Raw genomic sequence first — 18,984 nt, forward strand, 5'->3', positions numbered from 1 at the left:
CCTTCGGTCCCTACGCTCCCGATGGTCGCTACCCCCGTTACTTCGCCCGAACGCCACGCCGAGGATCCGGGACGAACTTGGGGGACCGAGCATGAGCCACGGCGTCCCCGGCCCCGGAGGGGCCTCAGGCGGGCTCCAGGGCCCGCGTGAGCAGCGCCGCCACCGACCACACGGCTCCTGGCGTCTCCGCGAGCTGCTGGCTCCCCGGGTGCGAGTCGGTGCCCATCAGGGTGGTGATCTCGCCGCTCGCCTTGATCTTCTCCAGCGAATCGCCTGGCAGGACCAGGTGGCTGGTGACCGCGTGCACCTTGCTCGCTCCTGCCGCGTGGTAAGCCCGCGCCGCCTGCACGAGGGAGCCCCCGGTGCGGATCATGTCGTCGTAGATGACCACTTCCCGCCCCGCCACGTCCGCATTGACCCCCGTGACCCCGAGCTTCCCTTCCCGGCGCTCCTTGTAGACGAACGCCGGCTCCACCCCCAGATCGCGCGCCAGGCTCTGCACCCACTTGGCGCGCCCCGCGTCGGTCGCGGCCAGCACGTACGGCCTGTCGCCCATCAGCGCCCGGACCGCCTCACACACCAGGGGTGCACCGTAGACGTGCCGCGTGACGTGGCTGTCGTCGAAGTAGTACGCGATGCCGTCGGTGTGCAGGTCGAACAGGAAGACCCGCGTCCCACCCTCGCAGGGTGGAATGGCGGAGACCAGGTGGGCCCGCGTCTTCGCCGTCACCACCTCCCCCGGTTTCACGGCCCGCTCCATCGTCGCGTAGCCGAAGTAGGGCATGATGATGGACAGCGATCGGGCGCCTGCGCGCGAGATCGCGTAGCCGAGGTCGTACAGCTCGAGCCAGTCCAGATCGTTCGGCGTACCGCCGAGCAGGAGAACGTCCTTCCCCCAGCAGTCGGTGGCCACCCGCAGGTAGCGCTCCCCGTCGGGGAACACCTTGTGCTCGACCTCGCCGAGCTCCAGCTCCGCGGCCTTGAGGAAGGCGGGGACGAGATACGCATAGCTTTGGATGGCGAAGAGCAACCGCTTCATGATCGACCTCGGGGCTTCTGGCGTGCGGGACGTGCTGGCCGAGCGCCGTGGCTGCCGGGCCCTTTGTCGTGTGGCGCCGCGGGCGCGGAGGACGGGCGTGCCGGGCGTGCTGTCTGTCCGGCGGGGCCCCTGCCTGCGGGAGCCGCGGGCGGCGCCGGGGGAGCTGGCTCTCTGCCCACCGTGGCGAGCACGCTCTTGAGGTGCGGCTCGGCGCCAGGCTCCGGCGGGAAGTCCACCGGGTCCGGCAAGTCCTTGAGCTGCTCCAGCGCGCACCCCGCCTCCCGCGCCCCGTCCCGCACCCGGCGCCGCAGCATGGCCCGCGAGATGCCCCGGTGGTTGGTGCACGCGAGCAGCCTCCCCCCCGGCGCGATCACCGCGAACACCAGCGCGGCAAGGCGGGCATAATCGCTCTCCGCGCTGAACCGGCTCTTCTTCGTCGTCGCGTAGCTCGGCGGATCGAGCAGCACCAGGTCGAACTGGTCCCCGGCCTTCGCCGCCGCCCGCAGCCACGCGAAGACGTCGGCCTCCACCACCGTGTGCGCCTCCGGGTCGGCGCCTACCGCGTCCAGGTTCCGCTGCGCCCACGCCAGCACCCCCCGCGACACGTCCACCGTGACGCTCTCCCGCGCGCCTCCTGCCACCGCCGCCACCGTGAACGCCCCCGTGTAGGCGAACAGGTTCAGCACCCGCGCGCCCCCTGCCAGCGCGCGCACCCTCCGCCGGTTCTCCCGCTGGTCCAGGAAGATCCCCGTGGACAGCCCGTCGCCCAGCCGCACCTCGAAGGGCAGCCCCCCCTCCAGCGTCGTGAACGCCTCCGGCGCGCTCTCACCCCGCACCGCCACGCGCGGCGCGAACTCGTCCTTCCGGCTGTCCACGATCACGCTCGCGTGCTTCGGCCGGTGCTTCACGTACACCCCCCGCACCCGCGGCGCTCCCGCCCCGTCTTCCCCCTCGGCCCCTCCGCGTCCGAGCCCGAACGCTGCATCGAGGATCGCCTCCCGCGCGCGCTCCGCCTCCTCGGACGACAGCGCCACCACCAGGTGCTCCCCGTACACATCGACCGTCACCCCGGGCAGCCCATCGCCACCCCCGTGGGCGAGCCGGAACGCCGTCAGCCCCTCATCGTGCGCCAGCGCGTACCTCCGGTCCGCCGCTCCCTCCAGCGCCTGTTGCACCGCGACCGGATCCCTCAGCACCTCCGCGCCCGTGCCCTCCTCGCTCCCGGCCTCCAGCCACGCACCCAGCTCCGCCGGCACCGGCGCGCGAAACACCACCGCCTCCCCCGTCGCCGGGTGCCGCAGCCCGAGCGCTGCTGCGTGCAGCAGCAAGCGCGGCGCCGCGGCCCCCCCGTACATCCGATCCCCCACGATGGGCGCCCCCTCGGCCGCGAGCTGCACCCGGATCTGGTGCGTGCGCCCCGTCTCCGGCCGCAGCTCCAGGAGCGCCCTCCCTCCGCGCTTCTCCAGCACCCGGCAGCGCGTCACGGCCTCCTGACCGGGTGCTCCACGCCCTTGCCTCGCGCCTCCGCGCGCCTCCCGCTCGGAAGCCTCGCGTCCCTGTCCCCCACGCCCTTGCCTCTCGCGTCCCTGGACCTCGCGCCCCTGGACCTCGCGCCCCCCGCCCCCCTTGCCCCGCGTCGGCGCCGCCTCCAGCGGCAGCGCCCGCATCGCCCCGTCCTCTCCAGGCACCAGCCGGTGACGCAGGACTGCCGGCAGCGAACGCCCCTCCAGCCCCTCCACCACCGCCAGGTAGGTCTTCTCCACCGAGCGCCCCTCGAACTGCCGCGCCACCGCCGGGTTCGCCTCCCGGCGCCGCGTGAACAGCAGCACCCCCGACGTGTCCCGATCGAGCCGCTGGTGGATCCCCAGGTAAGCGTCCGCCTCGCCGCGCGTCTCCTCCAGGAACGCGCGCAGCCGGCTCCAGGCGTCGTCGCTTCGCTCCGGCTCGGGCGCGTGCGTGGAGATGCCGGCGGGCTTGTTCACCACCAGGAGGTCGGCATCCTCGTGGAGGACCCACGCGGGGCGCCAGTGCGGCCACAGAACCTGGACGGGGAGGCGAGGGATCAACGTCGCCGTCTACTACCGCAGACCGTGGCCACGGGTAACCGTCTTGACGGCACACCCCGCAGCCGCGCCGGACGCCACCTCACCGCTCGGCACCGCTCAGCGCGGCAGCGCCTCTTCGAGCGCCTTCTTCACCTCCGCGGCAGGGCTCCCGAACACCTCTGCCGCCGCCTTCAGGTAACGCTCCTCCGCCGCTTGGACGGCGCGCTTCGCCTGCTCCTCGGACAGCTCCTTCAGCCGGAACGACGCCAGCGCCTGGGCCGCTTCCTCGTCGTGCTTGTCGAAGGCTGCCTTGAGCTTCGCCCGCGCCGCCTCGTCGAGCGGCTTCCCGAGCTTCTTCGCCGCCCCGTCGACCCGCGCAGGCGAGGGCATCAGCCCTTCCAGCGCCACCTTGGCGTCGAACAGCGGCCGCGTGACCCCCGACTCCTTGAAGTCGTCGCCAGCCCCCTCCTCGGGCGGCGGCGGCGCTGGCATGTGGATCATCGGCTCCTCCGGCGGCACAGCTTCCCCGGGAGGAGCCGCCTCCTTCCGGGCCCGCTCTTCCCGATCCGCCGCCGATTCTTGCTCGACCCCCGCCCCTCGCCCCACCTCCGAGCCCCTGTCCTGCCGCCCCCCGCCCCTGTCCCCCGGGCGCCCTGCCGCCCCCTGCGTCTCCTCGGCCCCGCCCGTCGCCATCGGCTCCGGCGCCACCGCCCGCCACACCGCGATGCCTCCCAGCACCGCCACCACCACCACCGCTCCGATCACCAGCTCCCGTCGTCGTTCACTCACTTCGTCACGTAGTCCTTGTCGGTCGGCGCCGCGCGCCGGATGAGCACATGGTAGCCGTACGCCGTCCGCACCGGCCCCCCCACCTCGCCGATCTTCAGCCGCTCCAGCGCCTCTTCCACCGCCGCAGGCAGCGTTCCCTTCCGGAACGACCCCAGGTCACCCCCGCGCTTCCCGCTCGCATCGTCGGACCGCGCCAGGGCCACTTCCCCGAACCGCCCGGGCTCCTTGCGCACCTCCTCCAGGATGCGCTCCGCCTCTGCCCGGGCCTCCGCCTCCGTCCGCCGCACCGAGGACCGCGCCTTCTCGGCGTCCTCGAAGCTTACCAGCACGTGCGCCCCTGCGAGCATCACCGGCGCTTCCGGCGCCTCCACCCGCTGGAACACCAGGAACCCGAAATCCGACGCCACGGGCGCCGACACCGCTCCCACGCCGAGCGCGCTCACCGCCCGGTCATACCCCACCGGGTAGCGCCCCTTGCCCGTCATCCACGCCCCCAGATACCCACCCTTGTCTCGATCGTAGCCGTCGGACTCCTTCCGGATCAGTGCCTCGAACCCGGCGGGATCCTTCTGTCCTGCCGCGGACAGCGCTCCGGCCCTCGCCTCGGCCTCGACCCGTGTCCGCGTCAGCCCTGCGGGTGCCCGCGTTGCCCCAGCCCAGGCCACCACGAGCTGCCGTGCAGCCACGCGCGCCTCCATCACCGGCGCCTCACGCCGGTAGATGCGCACCCCCTCCGGCGTGGAGATCGGCTCCGAGATCGCGCCCACCTGGAGCGCCAGCACCGCCTCGTCCAGCTCCCGCTGCTCTCCGGCGACCCACGTCCCCAGGTCCCCTCCCGAGGCTGCCAGCGGGTCCTCCGAGCGCGTCCGCGCCACCTCGGCGAACCGCCCCGGATCCTTGCGCAGCTCGGCGACCAGCCCCCGCGCCACCTCCATCGCCTGCGCCTCTGTCCGCGTCGACACCGCCGCAGGCGCGGCGTCCTTGCCACCCCCAGCCGGGCCCCCTGCCGGCTTGCCCGCAGCCCCCTCCTTGGCCCCGTGCCCGTGCCCGTGCCCATCGTCGTGCCCGTGCCCGTCGTCGTGCGCCTTCGCCCCTTCACCCCCGGGCTCCTGCCCGTCCACGGTCACCGTCGCCCCCGCGTGCTTCTTCACCCCTGCGTGCAGGAGGGTGATCATCGACGCCGCGAGCCTCTGCCGCCCCTCGCTCTCCTGCGCTCCCTGCGCGTTCGCTCCCTGCGCGTTCGCTCCCTGCGCATTCGCCGTTGCCTGCGCATTCGTCGCTCCCTGCGCGTTTCCCGACCCCGGCGTCGCCCCCGCGCTGCTCCCCGCAGGCTCGCCTCCCGCCTTCGTGCTCCCCTCGCTGCGGCACCCGCCCATGGCCAGCAGAGCCGCCACCACCCCTGCAGCCCACGGCGCCCCTCGACCAGCCCTCGTGCCCTTCACCATGCCTCCGCCAGCAGCGATGGCGGCAGCGCGTCCATCCGCACTGCCACACCGTGCTGCTCACACGCCGCGTCTCCGCGGCTCGTCACGCCGACCAGCCGCTCCACCCCCTCCACCGTCATGAACACGGGCCCCCCGGAGTCCCCCGCGCACGTCATCGCCGGATCTCCCTCGTACACCAGCTCCGTCTCCGACACGGCGCTCACCACCACCGCCCCCTCGCGCTTCGCGAAGGCTGGCGGCTCGTCCGCGCGCCCGAAGCCCACCACGCGCCCCGCGGCGCCCTCCACCACCCCTGCGAACCCTGCTCCGGCCACCGCCACGGGTGTCGCCGGACCTGCCTCCGCGAGCCGCAGCACGGCCACGTCCCCAGCCAGCGTCTCCGGATCGAACCCCTCGTGCACCCGGATCTCCGCCACGTGGAAGAGCTGCCCCACGAGCCCCTCGCCCAGCTCCCCGCGCCCCGGATCGGCCGTCGCTCCGAACAGCACCACGAACCGCTCCGGCGGCATCTCTCCCACGCAATGCGCCGCCGTCAGCACCAGGTCTGCTCCCACCAGCGTCCCCGTGCATCCGGGCGCCCCGGCCCGCTGACAGTCCACGCCGAGCGAATTGACGGCCACCACTGCGGCGTCACCCGTGGCGAGCGCGCCTCCCAGGATGGGCAGCGTTGCCTCACCGGTCGCCTTCGCCTCTCCATCCCCGCCGCGCCCACCCCCGCGCCCTGGCGGCGGCGCCACCCCGGCTTCTTCCGCGCAGGAGCCTCCCGGAGAAGGCCCCCCGCTCGACGACGCTTCTCCCGACGCATCCTCCGCGCCGCAGCCGGCTACGCCCACCAGCGTGAGCGTCACCAGCGCGGCCCCGGCGCGGAGGCGCATGCGCCTCAGCAGTCCGTGTCCTGGAACTGGCAGAAGCAGTCGCACGACCCGTCGCCCTTGAACGAAGTCGGGCAGTTGCCCTTCTTGGTCGTCCCGCGCCAGTCGTACTTGCACGAGGGCGCCGCCGCCTCGTCGTCCACGCACGAGGTGAACTGATCGTTGCAGTACGCGCTCGCCATTGCGTGCCCGCCGTGCTTCGCGGTCCGCACGCACTGGTCGTGGTTCGTGCAGTCCTGCGTGAACTGCGAGCCCGTGCTGCTGGTCCCGCAGTTGCCGTAGTTCGCGCCGTTGAAGCTCTCGCCGAGCTTCTTGCCGGTATCGCAGCAGTCCCCGGAGAACGAGCACTTGTTGCAGTCGTGGCAGCCCGTCACCGTGGTGTTCGTCGCCGCGTAACGGCGCCAGCTCGTGTAGCCACGGGCCGCCTCCGCCGAGATCTCCCGGCGCAGCGGGACTGCCGTCGGCCACTGCGACCACTGCACGTCCACCACCCGGAACAGCCGCTCCTCGGCCGGCGTCAGGCGCCGTACCGCGTCGTACTCCTCCTTGGTGGTCACGTGGTCGATGGGCGGGAAGAACTCCGCCTCCAGCGCCGCGAGCAGCCGCCGCATCGCCGAGCGATCCAGGTCCGAGAAGGCCGTCGGCGACCCGTCGCCAGCGTTCACGCCGTCGAGCACGATCCCTTCCTCCCCGTACTGGGCAGTGAGGACCATCCCGTTCAGCTCCACCCGCACCTCGAGCGACCCCTCTGCACTCTCCACGCTGGAGAAGCGGATCTCCAGCCCGTCGTCGACGATGTCGCCCGAGACCTTGCCGGCCGCGCGCTCGATCCGGAGCGCGGGATCATGGTTCAGCTCCCCGAAGACCGCCTCGTCCCCGCCGCTCTCCTCGGGCTCCCCCACCGTACACCCGACCGCCACACCCCCCGCCACCGCGAGAGTCGCCACCGCCAGTACCGAGCGCAGCATCCGCATATCCATCTCTCCTTCGCGACCGCATCCAGCCCGTGCGCAGATCGCTTCGAGCGTCACAACCTAACGAGGTTTGCTCGATTGTTGAACCATTCCAGCGTGTTTCGCTCGTCTGCGATAACTACATGGCAGGAGCGCACAACTTTTCATCCTGCGTGGCTGCTCCACGCGCCGCGTCACGTCATCACGCCGTCACGCCGCATCACAGCGCCACCCCGCGTTTCCTTGACGCCTCTTGCTGTCCCGGCATCCTGGGCGGGCCAACCCCTCGCGCTGGCAAGGAGCCTTACCCGATGAAGAACGGAACCTGTCTCAAGTGCGGATCGACCGAGGTGTACCGGCACCAGAACGGCTCCGAGGTCAATTTCAGGGGCGGGGTCAGCTTCCGTGAGACGTCGTGCACGACCTACGTCTGCACCGCCTGCGGCTACCTGGAGCAGTTCGTGAACCTCCGCGGCGACGACCCGAACCTCGTGGCGAGCATCCAGAAGACCTGGAAGAAGGCCGGTCGCTGACCGTCGCCCCGGCTCACCCCGCGCTGCGCGCGAATCACCCCGCGCTGCGCGCGAAGAGCTGCTCGATGGCGTCGACGAGGAGCTGCTCCACGTGCCCCTCGTCGATCCGGTCCGGGTGCGCGTAGCGCAGCAGATCGAACGGCGTCGGCGGCGCCATGAGCCACGCCAGCACCTCTGGCGCGGGCCCGTCGCGCACCACCCCGAAGGCCACGTACCCCGACGCCTCCCCGCGGCCGCGCTTCCCCAGGTGGAGCACGATGCACGACCGCATCGGGTCTCCCTCGTGGTCCAGATCCTCCACCGCGATCCGCGGCGCGTGCCCCAGCTTGCGCAGCTCCCCTGCCACGTCCTCCATCACTGGCCGCAGCACCGCCTCGCGCACCCGCAGGAACGCCTCATCGAACGCCTCCTCGGCGCCCTCGACTGCCGTCGCGCGGCCGAACCGCGCGTCGATCAGCGCCAGCCGGTTCAGGTTGTGCTCTCTCACCGCGCCTGCCCTTATACATACGGCCGGGGACATTGTCCGCTTCCCGAGGCGACGTGCGTCAGGCCCGAAGCGGCAAAGCGCTCTGGAAACTGCGGGTGGATCGCGGCGTGGGGGGCCCCGACGAGCTTTGTTCGGCAGGGGGCGGGGGCGCGGGCCCCTGCCGTGTGAATTAAGGGGCCAGCAGCAGCACCGAGACCTGGCTCGGCACGATGCGCATCCCCGGGGCGTTGGTGCTGTTCTGGACCGACACGCTCGTCAGCCGCGTCGCCGGCACCCCGTTCGCCAGCACCGTGAACGCCGCCGTCACGTGACGGCACGGCCCCATCACCGTCCCCGAGGCCACTCCCGTGGCGATGCCCGGGTTGTCCCCGTTCGACAGCGGGATCGTCGTCGCCATCGTGTGCGCCGGCGTCCCGCCCCAAAGCACGTTGTACGCCGCCCCCACCCCCATCGGCCCGAGCGCCACGTTCGGGTACGGGATCGGCACTGGCGCTGGCGCTGGCGGCGCTGGCGTCAGGCACACGTCGGGGAAAGCGAAGTTCATCCCACCCATCTGCGTGTTCGCGAACATGGCCTTACCTCCTCACCCGACGTGGATCTGCTCGCCGTTCACCTTCACCAGATCGGCCGCCGACACCACCGCGGTCTCCCCGCGGAAGTGCGCCACCTGCTCGGCCGAATAGTCCAGGTGACGCGCCTTCACCTGGTCCATCTCCTCCACGTGACGGAACGACCGCTTCACCCGCTGGCTCAGCCGCTCCATCATCCCGTCCACCGACTTCGCCAGCAGCTTCACCCGCCCCAGCTCCGCGCCCACGGCCTCCCCCACCACCTCCAGCGCGTGGCTCGTGAGCCGCGTCTGGAACGACGTCACCTCCACCGAGGCCGCCGCCAGCCGCACGGCCGCGCCGCCCACCACGTCCACCCCCTGGCTCGCCGCGAGGGTCAGCTTCTCCGTCGCCCGCAGCACCACCTCTCCCGCCACCTCCAGCGTCGCCTTCCCCTCGTCGCGCCGGTCCAGCACCGCCAGCACATAGGCGTCACCGCGCGCCTCCATGGCCACCAGCACCCGGTCGCCCACCTGCGGCACCAGCAGGCAGCTCGCCGCCCGCCGCGCCACGACCGCGCCCGTGCTCACCTGGAGCTCGAACACCTCACCGGCCGACACCACCTCCGCGTACTCCTGGTGAACCGACCGGACTTCCAGCTTCCTCGCCACGCTGTCCATGGATGCCTCCGCTGCGCTCTCGCCCCGTATCAACCGCCTCGCCTCGCCCTGCCTCGCCTCGCCTCGCCCTGCCTCGCCCTGCCTCGCCCTGCCTCGCCTCGCCCCCGTCACTGCCGCTTCGGCCGGTGCTGCTCCCACCAGTCCTCGGCCTCTGCCAGCTCCCGCTCATCCCCCAGGGCTCCCGCCCCGCCCGCCGGGAAGATCGTCCCGTCCTGCAGGGATCGGTGCAGCCGCGTCCGGTACATCTTCGCACCGCTCAGGTCTGCGAGCGAGAGGTCCGCGTGGGAGAAGTCCGCGTAGGTCAGGTTGCTCCGCACGAACTTCGCCGCGCGGCACTTCGCCTGGATCCAGATCGACTGCTCCAGGTTGCACCCCGTCGCGTCCAGCCCCTCCGCGCTCGCCTCCTGGAAGATGGCCTGGAACAGATCCGCGCCTGCCATCACCGCGAGCGTCAGCGTCGCCTGGTGGAAGATCGCCTGCTTTGCCCGGGCCCCTGCGAATGTCGCCTTGGTCAGCTTCGCGCCCTTGAAGTTCGTCTGCTCCACCACCGCCCCGTCGAAGCACGCCCCTTCCAGGTCCACGTCGATGAGCTGCACGTACGGCAGCCTCTGCCCCTTGAAGCTCTTCCCCCGCAGGTTCGACTCCGTGAAGATCGTGGTGTGCAGGATCGCCCCGTCGAGCTTCGTCGTGGTCAGGTCCGTGCGGAAGAAGGTGGCCTTCGTCAGGTTCGCCCCTGTCATGTCGCTCTCGTCGAAGCGCGACCCCACGAACGCCGCCCGGTCCAGGTTGGCCTTCGCGAACGACGCCTTGCCGAACGCGCAGTTGTTCACGTTGGCGATGGACAGGGTGCTCTCCGACAGATCGGCCCCCGTCACGTCCGACTCCACCAGGTTCAGCCCGTTCAGGTTCGCCCCCCGCAGCGACGCCCCGCCCAGCTTGCACTGCACCACGTTCGCGTGCCGCAGCGCCGCCCCGTCCAGCACCGCCTCGCCGAGATCGCACTCCGACAGCGTCGCCTCGCTCAGCCGCGCCCCCGCGAGCCGCGCTCCCCGCAGCGACACCTTCGACAGCACCGCCCCGCCCATGTCGAGGCCCGTCAGATCGAGCCCGTCGAGCGAGACCTCCTCGAACACCTCCCCCTGCGCGAGGCGCCCCTCCAGCTCGGCCCTATCCATGCTGCCTCGGGTTCCGCCGCACGTAGTTCACGTTCGCCCCGCGGAAGCTCGTCCGGTCGTCGCCCACCGCGCCCAGCGCGTCGGCCCGGAACAGGCTCGCCTCCTCGAAGTCCGCCCCCCGCACGATCGCCCCCCCGAGCAGCGCGTGCATCAGATCCACCCCCACCAGGCTCGCGTCGGTCAGGTCGGCCTTCATCAACCGCGCCTCCCGCGCCCGCGCCCCGTCGAACCGCGCCCCTACGAGCTTGCACTTCGACAGGTCGACCTGGTCCAGGATCGCGTCCGAGAAGTCCGCCTTCCCGAGCCGCGCCCCCCGCAGGAATGCCCCCTTCAGGTTCGCCCCTCGGAACGAGCACCCCTCCAGCGAGCACCCCCGATCGACCCCCACCACCCGCAGGCTGTCCAGGTTCGCCCCGTCGAACACCGCCCCGTCGGCCTGCACATCGAGCATCACCGTCCCCTGCAGCGACACCCCTCGGAAATCGACCCCTGACACGTCCAGCTCCAGCAGGTTCGAGCGCTCGATCACCGCCCCCCCGAGCTTCACCCCCCGGAAGTCGCTCCGGAGTACCGTCAGCTCGTTGGCCTGGGCCCCCGACAGATCGGCCCCGTCGAGCTTCGCCTCCGCGATGTCCGCCTTGTGCAGCACGATCCCCCGCGCATCGGCGCCCGACAGATCGGCCCTCACGAACACGCTCTCCGTCGCGTCTGCCCCCTGGAGCCGCGCCCCCGTGAGCACTGCCTCGCCCAGGTTCGCCCTCACGAGCCGCGCCCCTTCCAGGTTGGCTTCCCGCAGGCTCGCCCGCGCCAGCACCGTCTCTTCCAGCACGGCCCGCGCGAAGCTGCACCCGTCGAGCTTCGCGGCCTCCAGGAACGAACGCGACAGATCGCGCCCCGAGAAGTCGATCCCCGACAGATCCACCCCCGTGAAGTCGCGATCCGTGAGCGACGCCCCCTCGCCGAGCAGCGCCAGCACCTCTGCCCGGATCCGCGCCGAGTGCTCCTCGGGCGCCTCGAACGCCCGCGGCAGGTAGTGCACGTGCTTCCGGTACGTGTCCTTCAGCGCCTTCTCCGCCAGCGTCAGCTTCCGCTCCAGATCCGGATCCGCGAGCCTCGCCAGCTCCGGCAGCGCGACCCCGGTGTTCGCCGACAGCACCGCCAGGTCGTGCAGCCGCTCCATCTCCGCCTTCGCGCTGAACGTCGGCGGCCCACCGTTCTGCCGCTTCGCATCCTCCATCAGCTTCTCGAAGTCGAACCCCTGCTCCGCGCACAGCTTCCGCAGCTCGTCGAGCGACGCCGCGCGCCGCTTCTCCGCGTCCTCGATCGCCTCCTTCGCCTGCTGCTCCACCGAGGCCACGAAGTCCGCGATCTCGTCCATGGGCGGCACCGTCGCCGGCTCGGGCACGTCCTTGGGCACGTGCTCGTCGGGGTCCACCCCTGCCGCCCGGAGCTGCTCCCGCATCCGCTCCAGACCGGCACGCGCCCGGCTCTGCACCGCCCGCTCCACCAGCCCCTCGCGCGCCAGCATCGCCCCGAGGCCCTCTTGTTCCTCCACCTCCTTGCCCACCGCGAGCCCCTCGGGCACCAGGTCCCGGTCCCGCAGCATGTGCAGGGTCCCCCGCTCCCGATCGAGCCGCTTCTCCCGCACCGCCCGGTAGTGCTCCAGGGGCTTCGGCTCCCCCTGCCGCTCCAGCGCCACCATCAGGTCGAGCACGTCGGAGGCCTCGTCGTCCTTCACCTCCACGAACCCGCGGTAGAGCAGCACCATCCGCTCCGCGTGCGGCACCAGCAGCACCGTGTCGCAGCGCAGCCCCACCTCCCGCAAGAGGTCCCCCTCGCGGCTCACGAACGCCCGCGCCACGAAGCGCGGCACCGTCCCCTCCAGCCGCTCCTTCTCCGGGTGCATGTGCTCCACCACCACCCGCTCGCCGCCCTGGAAGTTCCCCTCGATCCACTGATCCTCGGGCGCCACGTTGAAGTACGTGGGGTCGAAGTCGTCGGGGTAGTCCGGGTAGCGCGTCTCCAGCCACTTCTTGTCGTAGGTCCCGAGCTTCGCGAGCCGCCGCGGCCACGACGGATCGATCGGCGCGAACCCCGCCGGCGGCGGCCTGTCCTGCGGCGACCCCACCAGCTTCTTTGGCAGCTCCACGTTCGGCAGCGGGTGCACCACCTCCCCCGCCTCCGTCTTCACCGGCGCGTACCCGCGCCCCACCGGGTTTGTCCCGTACCCCTCGCCTCCAAAGGCCAGCTCCCACGTCACCGGCATCTGCGCGAATGGCGCCGGGTCCGACGCCCCGCCCACCTTCCACCGCCGGTCCCCCACCACCCACAGCTCCTTCGCCACGGGCCCCACCTGGATCTTCACGCTGCGCGCCGTCACCGTCCGCCCTGGCGGCGCGAACGCCCAGCCCATGGCGAGCGCCTCGCCCCTCACCTTGGGCCGCAGCTCGTCGAGCGCCCCGGTGAAGCCTGGCGTCTGCGCCAGCAGCTTCCAGATCGTCTGCTCCTTCTCCAGCACGTCGCCCGCGAACGAGGTCATCGCCGCGGCCACGATCGCCAGGTGGGTCTTCCCCTGCCGCTCGAACGGCCCGTGGAGGACCGAGAGCGCCATTGGCCTGAGGGTCTTCATCGCGTCGGTCTTTCTCGCTGCTGCTCCGCGATCAAGCGACGGCGATGTGCAGCCCTGCGCGCTGCAGCGCCATGATCGCGCTCTGCACCTTCGGCCCCACCGAGTTCTGGAACCACAGGTTCACCGCCTTGATGCTCGCGTTGCGGTAGTAGATGTCCGCCGGCCCGACCTTCTGCTTCACGTTCAGGCCCATCGTGCACTCGATGTTCAGCGCGAGCTGGATCGCCATCTTGATCGCGATGGCCATCTCCAGCTTCCCGCCCACCAGGTTCTCGTTGAAGACGCCCACCTTCGTCTCGCTGGTCGCGCCCAGCGTCAGCGCCACCGACGAGGAGAAGTTGTACTTGAAGTAGTCGCCCTTCGAGACGGCGTACCACTTCTGCGTCGCCTCCTGCTTGATCTCGCCCTTCGCGTTCATCTCGATGTTGGCCTTGGCGTCGATCTTGACGTTGGTCGCCACCGCGTTGATCACGATGTCGTCGGCGTCGGCCTTGATCTCGATCTGGCCCGTCGTCGAGTTCACGAAGATCTTGTCCTTCGCGAAGATGTCCATCGCGGCGTTGTTCGCCCTGATCGACACCTTGTCCTTGCTCAGGATGTCGGTGGTCCCGGTCTGGGTATCGATCTTCGTGTTGCCGTTCGAGACCGTGAGCGTCGTGGCTTCCTTGACGTTGGTCGTCCAGGTCCCGAGGACCACGTCGAGGGAGTAGTTGCCCTCCGTGGTCGTCGTGGAGATGTCGCTCTTCGCCGAGATCCCGATCTTGCCGGCGCCCGGATCCGGCGCCCCGTTCACCACGCCCAGGGAGAAGCCGCCGGTCTGCACGTGCGACTTCCAGTCGTTCTTCACCTTCACGTCCCAGGTCCCGCTCCCCTGGATCTGCCCCACGCTCAGGTCGAAGTTCTGACCGGCGTTCAGGAACGTGTTCTTGTCCGTCTGCACGATCATCTGGTGACCCTTGTTCGGGTACCCCATGCGGATGTAGCTGTTCTCGTGCGGCGTCGACATGGTGACCCGCTGCTGCCCCGACAGGTCCTCCAGCTCCAGGCGGTTCCGGCCTCCGGTCTGGATCACGTTCTTCGTGTGGTTGCCGCTCGTCACCGGGCTCGGCGTCACCGCGTTCGGCACGACGCCGCTGATCACCGGCCGGTCCGGGTCACCCCCGAGGAAGCTGAACACCACCTCCGTGTTCTTCCGCAGCGGGAAGTGGAACCCCTCGATCCCGCCCCCGTGCGGCTGCATCATCCGCACGAACGTCGACGCCAGCCCGTTCTTCAGCGCGCTCTCGTCGAACTTGAACTTCACCGAGTAGCGCCCCTGATCGTCGATCTGCGCGTACTCGCTGTCGGCCGGCCCATCCACCGTCCCGTTCTCGAACCCGTAGATCCGCGGCCAAGGCGTCGCCCGCACCGCCCGGAACTGCGTCTTCGCCGGGATCGCCGTGACCTCGCAGAGGTACGTCTCCTCCTGGTGCAGGTCCACCACCGCCCGGAAGTGCGGGCTCGCCATGGCCTGGTTGCCGGTGTGGGTCACCTCCGTGGCCAGGTAGCGATCGTTGAACGCCGGCCGCGGGTGGTCGTCCACCTCGAACACGTAGCCCGCCCGCAGGTGGAACCGCGTCCCCGTCGCCTGCACCGTCAGCTCCCGCGCCAAGAGCTCCTCGGCCCGGAGCTTCGCCAGCCGCTTCCCCTCGCCCGGCGAGAAGAACCGGTCCCCGTAGATGCTCACCTCCGCGCTCCCCACGGGGCTCACGCTCGCCGACCCCGACACGTCCAGGTTCGGCTTCGCGTAGTTGTAGTCCTTGAGCTTCACCGCCGCGGGCAGCGTCGCGTGCCGCGCCCGGAACGACCGGAACGAGTCCCCCGCGAACATGTCCGCCCCGACCTGCGGCCGGTAGTGCACCGGCTGCCCCACCGGATCCTCGTCGTACGACTTGTCGTCGCAGAGAACGAGCTTCTCCCCCTCCTCCGTGTGCTCGAAGAAGTAGAAGATCCCTTCCCGCTCCATCCACCGCGACAGGAACGCCAGATCGCTCTCCCGGTACTGGCAAACGTGCTCCTCCTTCGGGTAGTTGCCGAGCCGCAGTTGGTACGTGTCCGACGACAGCGCGTTGTCCTGCAGCACCGCCTCGATGATCTCGGGCACGCTCATCTTCGTGAAGATCCGGCTGTGCACCGAGAGCCCCAGCTCCCACAGCTTCGGCATCACCACGCCTCGCACGAGCGCCCGCCCGTCCAGCTCGTGCAGCACCTCCATCGACGCGAAGACCCCGCAGAAATAGAAGGGCGGCAGCCGGTCCGTCTCCCTGTCGACCACGAGCCGCACCTTCGCCCCGACGCTGTCGGTCAGCTCCAGCCCCTCGCTCGGCACGATCAGGAAGACCTCCATCTCGTACGGTCGCGAGATCGCCTCGACGGCGCGGAAACCCGCCACCTGCGTGGTCTCGGGCAGAGCACTGGACGAGATGGTGATGAGGTCGATGCTCATGGCTGTCCTTCGCCCCCGACATCCCCGCCGAGGACGGCGCGAGCTTACAGGGCAACCCATCTTCCCCGCGACACCCACCGATGCCGTCACGGAGCCGTGCAGGCCCACCTGTCAGCATCGTGACCTCTCGCGGCCTTTTGCCAGACGTGCATCGAGCGACGTCCATCCCCCGCACAATGCTGCGTGTCAGGACGCTGCAGAATTCTCCCGCCGTCGCCTGCTCCCGGATCCCACCTGCGCCTCATGGCTCCCCGTGCTGCGCGAGCGTTCGCGGGAACTGCTCGGCGAGGAAGCTTGCGAACGCCCGCACCCGCGGCGCCACGAACGCCCGCGTCGGCTGCAGCGCGTAGACCGGACGTCGCGACGAGACCACCCGCGGCAGCACCCGCACGAGCCTCCCGGCCTCCAGATCCTTGCGCACCAGGTACTCGGGGAAGCGCCCGATCCCCGCGCCCTCCAGCGCGCAGCGGTGGAGCGCGCCGATGCTCGACGACAGGAGCCGCGCCTGCACCAGCACCCGCGTCGCCCGCCCCCGCACCTGGAGCTCCCACGTCCCCCTGTCCTGCGCGTGCGACAGCTCCAGGCACGCATGCGCCGCGAGTTCGCCCACGGAGGCCGGCATCCCCCGCGCTGCCACGTAGGCGGGGCTCGCCACCAGGTGCCACTCCGTCATCCCCAGCCGCCGCGACGACAGCCCGCTCGACTCCATCGTCGGCACCACCCGCACCGCCAGGTCCACCTGCTCGGCCACCAGATCCACCAGCCGGTCCGACAGATCGAGCTCCACCTCCACCTCCGGGTGCGTCACCAGGAACCGCGCCGCGATCGGCGCCACGATCTCCTGCCCGAGCATCGTCGGCGCGCTCACCCGCACCCTCCCCCGCAGGATGTCCCGCTCCCCCTGCACATCGGCCTCGGCCTCCTCCAGCGACACCAGCAGCCGCTCCGCGTGCCCCTTGTAGCGCGTCCCTGCCGCCGTGAGCTGCAGGCTCCGCGTCGTCCGCTGCACCAGCCGCACCCCGAGCCGCGCCTCCAGCCGCGTCACCTGCTTGCTCACCGCCGACGGCGTGACCCCCAGCGCGCGCGCCGCCCCCGACAGCGTCCCCCGCGTCGCCACCTCGCGAAACACCACCATGTCCCAGAGCGCCTCGCGATCCATCCGTGCCTCCGGGGCACGAGTGTAGTGCTCCCCCGAGCCCTTTCGACCCGGGGCTGCATCCTCTACGACTGCCAGGGACCCATGAGACCCGACCGGATCGAGCGAACCCTCCTGCGCCGCCGCGCCCTCCTCGGTGCTGCCGCCTTCGGCGCCCTCTCCCTCGTCCCCGTGGCCGGCTGCGCCCCGCCTCCCGCCGGCGCCGCCTCTCCTGCCGGCGCCCCGCCGCCCCCCGCGCCCCGCCGCGCCTCGGCCTCGCGCGGCACCTTCTGGCCCGACGGCGCTCGCCTCGTCATCTCCGTCTCCATGCAGTTCGAGGCCGGTGCCCAGCCCGACCGCGGCGCCAGCGGCCCCTTCCCGCCCCTCGACCCCCAGTACCCCGACCTCCCCACCGCCACCTGGTACGCCTACGGCTTCAACGAGGGCATCCCCCGCCTCCTCGACCTCTGGACCCGCAAGCGCGTCAAGGTCACCTCCCACATGGTCGGCCGCGCCGTCGAGCTACACCCCCAGCTCGCCGGCGAGATCGTCCACCGCGGCCACGAAGCTGCTGCCCACGGCCAGACCTGGACCCCCCAGTTCTCCATGACCCCCGAGGAAGAGCGCGCCTCCTACGAGCAGAACATCCGCAGCATCGAGAAGGCCACGGGCGCCCGCCCTGTCGGCTTCAACGCCTTCTGGATGCGCGGCACCCCCAACACCCTCGCCATCCTCCAGGACCTCGGCTTCATCTACCACATCGACGACGTGAGCCGCGACGAGCCCTTCCTCACCACCGTGCGCGGCAAGCCCTTCGCCGTCGTCCCCTACACCCTCCGCAACAACGACATCGTCCGCTTCGATTCGCCGGCCCTCACCGCCGACGCCTTCGCCCAGGAGCTGCGCGCCGAGTTCGACGTGCTCTACGAGGAAGCCGCCACCCGTCGGCGCATGATGTCCATCAGCACCCACGACCGCATCGCCGGCACCCCCGCCCGTGTCAAAGCCCTCTCCGACTTCATCGACTACGCCCAGAAGCACCCCGGCGTGGTCTTCATGCGCAAGGACGAGATCGCCAAGTTCGCCCTCGCGCAGCCCGACACCCCCCGCGAGCCCTGAGCGTCCCCCGCACCTTACTCTCGCTCCCGTGAACCGCGTCGACCGCCTCCTCGCCCTGATCCTCTTCCTCCAGTCCCGCCGCGTCGCCACCGCCGAGGACATGGCCCGCCACTTCGGCCTCAGTGTCCGCACCATCTACCGCGACCTCGCCGCCCTCGGCGAGGCCGGTGTCCCCATCGCCGCCGAGGCAGGCGTCGGCTACGCCCTCGTGAAGGGCTACCACCTGCCCCCTGTCAGCTTCACCCCCGAGGAAGCCAGCGCCCTCGTCACCGGCGGCATGCTCGTCGAGCAGCTCGCCGACCCCTCCCTCCGCACCCAGATCCACGCCGCCCTCCTGAAGATCCGCGCCACCCTCCCCCGCGACCTCCAGGACCGCATGGCCAGGCTCGATCGCGGCATGACCACCCTCGCCCGCGCCCCCGAGCCTCCCCAGGCCGACCTCTCCTTGCTCCAGCAGGCCCTCGCCCAACGCCGCGTCGTCACCTTCACCTACGAGTGCGCTGCCCGGCCCGGCTTCACCACCCGCGCCGTCGAGCCCATGGCCCTCATCCACTACCTCGCCCGCTGGCACCTCATCGCCTGGTGCCGCACCCGCAGCGACTACCGCGACTTCCGGACCGACCGCATGCGCGACGTCACCGCCCTCCGGGAGACCTTCGCCCCGCGCGACGACTTCGACCTCACCGAGCACCTCCGCGCCACCACCCCTGCCCCCGACCTCCGCGCCCGCATCAAGTTCGCGCGTCTCTCCGCCGACCGCGCCAAGCGCGAGTGGTGGCTCGGCATCGTCGACGAGCAGCCGGAAGACGACGGCATCGTCCTCACCCTCGCCACCCCCGGCTTCGACTACCTCGTCGGCTGGCTCCTCTCCTTCGGCCGCGCCGCCACCGTGCTCGCCCCCGACCCCCTGCGCGCCCTGCTCGTGCAAGCAGCCCAGGACGCCGCCGCCCACCACGCCGTCATCCCGCCCGTCGTCACCCCGCCCGCCGCCGCCCCGCCCGCCGCCGCTCCGCCCGCCGCCGCTCCGCCCGCCGCCGCTCCGCCCGCCGC

The 18,984-nt window shown here is 71.3% G+C and carries 16 protein-coding genes; 3 read left to right on the top strand and 13 right to left on the bottom strand.

The genetic code is table 11. The features are described from left to right. Positions 1 to 124 precede the first annotated feature (124 nt). From prs to CAP_RS42040, 6 genes are all read right to left on the bottom strand, one after another. Positions 125 to 1,039, bottom strand: coding sequence for a ribose-phosphate diphosphokinase (prs, locus tag CAP_RS42015; RefSeq protein WP_044251944.1), 915 nt, complete (start codon positions 1,037 to 1,039; stop codon positions 125 to 127). After that, complete coding sequence (locus tag CAP_RS46805; RefSeq protein WP_052376885.1) at positions 1,036 to 3,105, bottom strand: RluA/RlmK domain-containing protein; 2,070 nt, start codon at positions 3,103 to 3,105, stop codon at positions 1,036 to 1,038. The genes prs and CAP_RS46805 overlap by 4 nt, the downstream gene beginning before the upstream one ends. Positions 3,106 to 3,201: 96 nt before the next feature. Beyond that, on the bottom strand, positions 3,202 to 3,873 hold the full coding sequence (locus tag CAP_RS42025; RefSeq protein ID WP_156041648.1) for a hypothetical protein: 672 nt from the start codon (positions 3,871 to 3,873) through the stop codon (positions 3,202 to 3,204). Beyond that, the gene (locus CAP_RS42030; protein WP_081865829.1) at positions 3,870 to 5,318 is read right to left on the bottom strand and encodes a peptidylprolyl isomerase; all 1,449 of its coding nucleotides are present in this window, start codon (positions 5,316 to 5,318) and stop codon (positions 3,870 to 3,872) included. The genes CAP_RS42025 and CAP_RS42030 overlap by 4 nt, the downstream gene beginning before the upstream one ends. After that, on the bottom strand, positions 5,312 to 6,193 hold the full coding sequence (locus tag CAP_RS46810) for a S1 family peptidase (protein WP_052376886.1): 882 nt from the start codon (positions 6,191 to 6,193) through the stop codon (positions 5,312 to 5,314). The genes CAP_RS42030 and CAP_RS46810 overlap by 7 nt, the downstream gene beginning before the upstream one ends. 5 nt (positions 6,194 to 6,198) lie before the next feature. Next, a complete protein-coding gene (locus CAP_RS42040) occupies positions 6,199 to 7,158 on the bottom strand; it encodes a hypothetical protein (RefSeq protein ID WP_156041649.1) in 960 nt (319 codons plus the stop codon). A 296-nt stretch (positions 7,159 to 7,454) separates the two neighbouring features. On the opposite strand from CAP_RS42040, the gene CAP_RS42045 reads away from it, so the two are divergent. Next, positions 7,455 to 7,676 (top strand): hypothetical protein, encoded by a 222-nt coding sequence (locus CAP_RS42045; RefSeq protein WP_044251957.1) that lies wholly within the window; start codon positions 7,455 to 7,457, stop codon positions 7,674 to 7,676. 34 nt (positions 7,677 to 7,710) lie between these two features. On the opposite strand, the gene CAP_RS42050 is transcribed toward CAP_RS42045, so the two are convergent. The 7 genes from CAP_RS42050 to CAP_RS42080 form a co-directional block, all read right to left on the bottom strand. Continuing rightward, positions 7,711 to 8,163, bottom strand: coding sequence for a hypothetical protein (locus CAP_RS42050; RefSeq protein ID WP_044251959.1), 453 nt, complete (start codon positions 8,161 to 8,163; stop codon positions 7,711 to 7,713). Positions 8,164 to 8,332: 169 nt separating this feature from the next. After that, complete coding sequence (locus CAP_RS42055; protein WP_044251962.1) at positions 8,333 to 8,734, bottom strand: DUF4150 domain-containing protein; 402 nt, start codon at positions 8,732 to 8,734, stop codon at positions 8,333 to 8,335. Between the two features lie 12 nt (positions 8,735 to 8,746). Next, entirely contained in the window at positions 8,747 to 9,391 is a 645-nt protein-coding gene (locus CAP_RS42060) for a DUF3540 domain-containing protein (protein ID WP_052376887.1), read from the bottom strand. Between the two features lie 107 nt (positions 9,392 to 9,498). Then, a complete protein-coding gene (locus tag CAP_RS42065) occupies positions 9,499 to 10,566 on the bottom strand; it encodes a pentapeptide repeat-containing protein (protein WP_044251965.1) in 1,068 nt (355 codons plus the stop codon). After that, complete coding sequence (locus CAP_RS42070; protein ID WP_044251968.1) at positions 10,559 to 13,195, bottom strand: DUF2169 family type VI secretion system accessory protein; 2,637 nt, start codon at positions 13,193 to 13,195, stop codon at positions 10,559 to 10,561. Before CAP_RS42070 ends, CAP_RS42065 begins: the two co-directional genes overlap by 8 nt. Before the next feature lie 31 nt (positions 13,196 to 13,226). Then, entirely contained in the window at positions 13,227 to 15,680 is a 2,454-nt protein-coding gene (locus tag CAP_RS42075) for a type VI secretion system Vgr family protein (RefSeq protein WP_044251971.1), read from the bottom strand. Positions 15,681 to 15,921: 241 nt separating this feature from the next. Beyond that, positions 15,922 to 16,839, bottom strand: a complete 918-nt coding sequence (locus CAP_RS42080; protein WP_044251974.1) for a LysR family transcriptional regulator — start codon at positions 16,837 to 16,839, stop codon at positions 15,922 to 15,924. A gap of 81 nt (positions 16,840 to 16,920) precedes the next feature. Between CAP_RS42080 and CAP_RS42085 the strand changes: the two genes are divergently transcribed. Next, the gene (locus CAP_RS42085; RefSeq protein ID WP_044251986.1) at positions 16,921 to 17,934 is read left to right on the top strand and encodes a polysaccharide deacetylase family protein; all 1,014 of its coding nucleotides are present in this window, start codon (positions 16,921 to 16,923) and stop codon (positions 17,932 to 17,934) included. A 28-nt stretch (positions 17,935 to 17,962) separates the two neighbouring features. Continuing rightward, positions 17,963 to 18,984: helix-turn-helix transcriptional regulator (locus tag CAP_RS42090; protein ID WP_063748840.1), on the top strand; the 1,022-nt coding region annotated here is incomplete at its 3' end.

Source organism: Chondromyces apiculatus DSM 436 (genome assembly GCF_000601485.1).
GTDB lineage: Bacteria > Myxococcota_A > Polyangia > Polyangiales > Polyangiaceae > Chondromyces > Chondromyces apiculatus.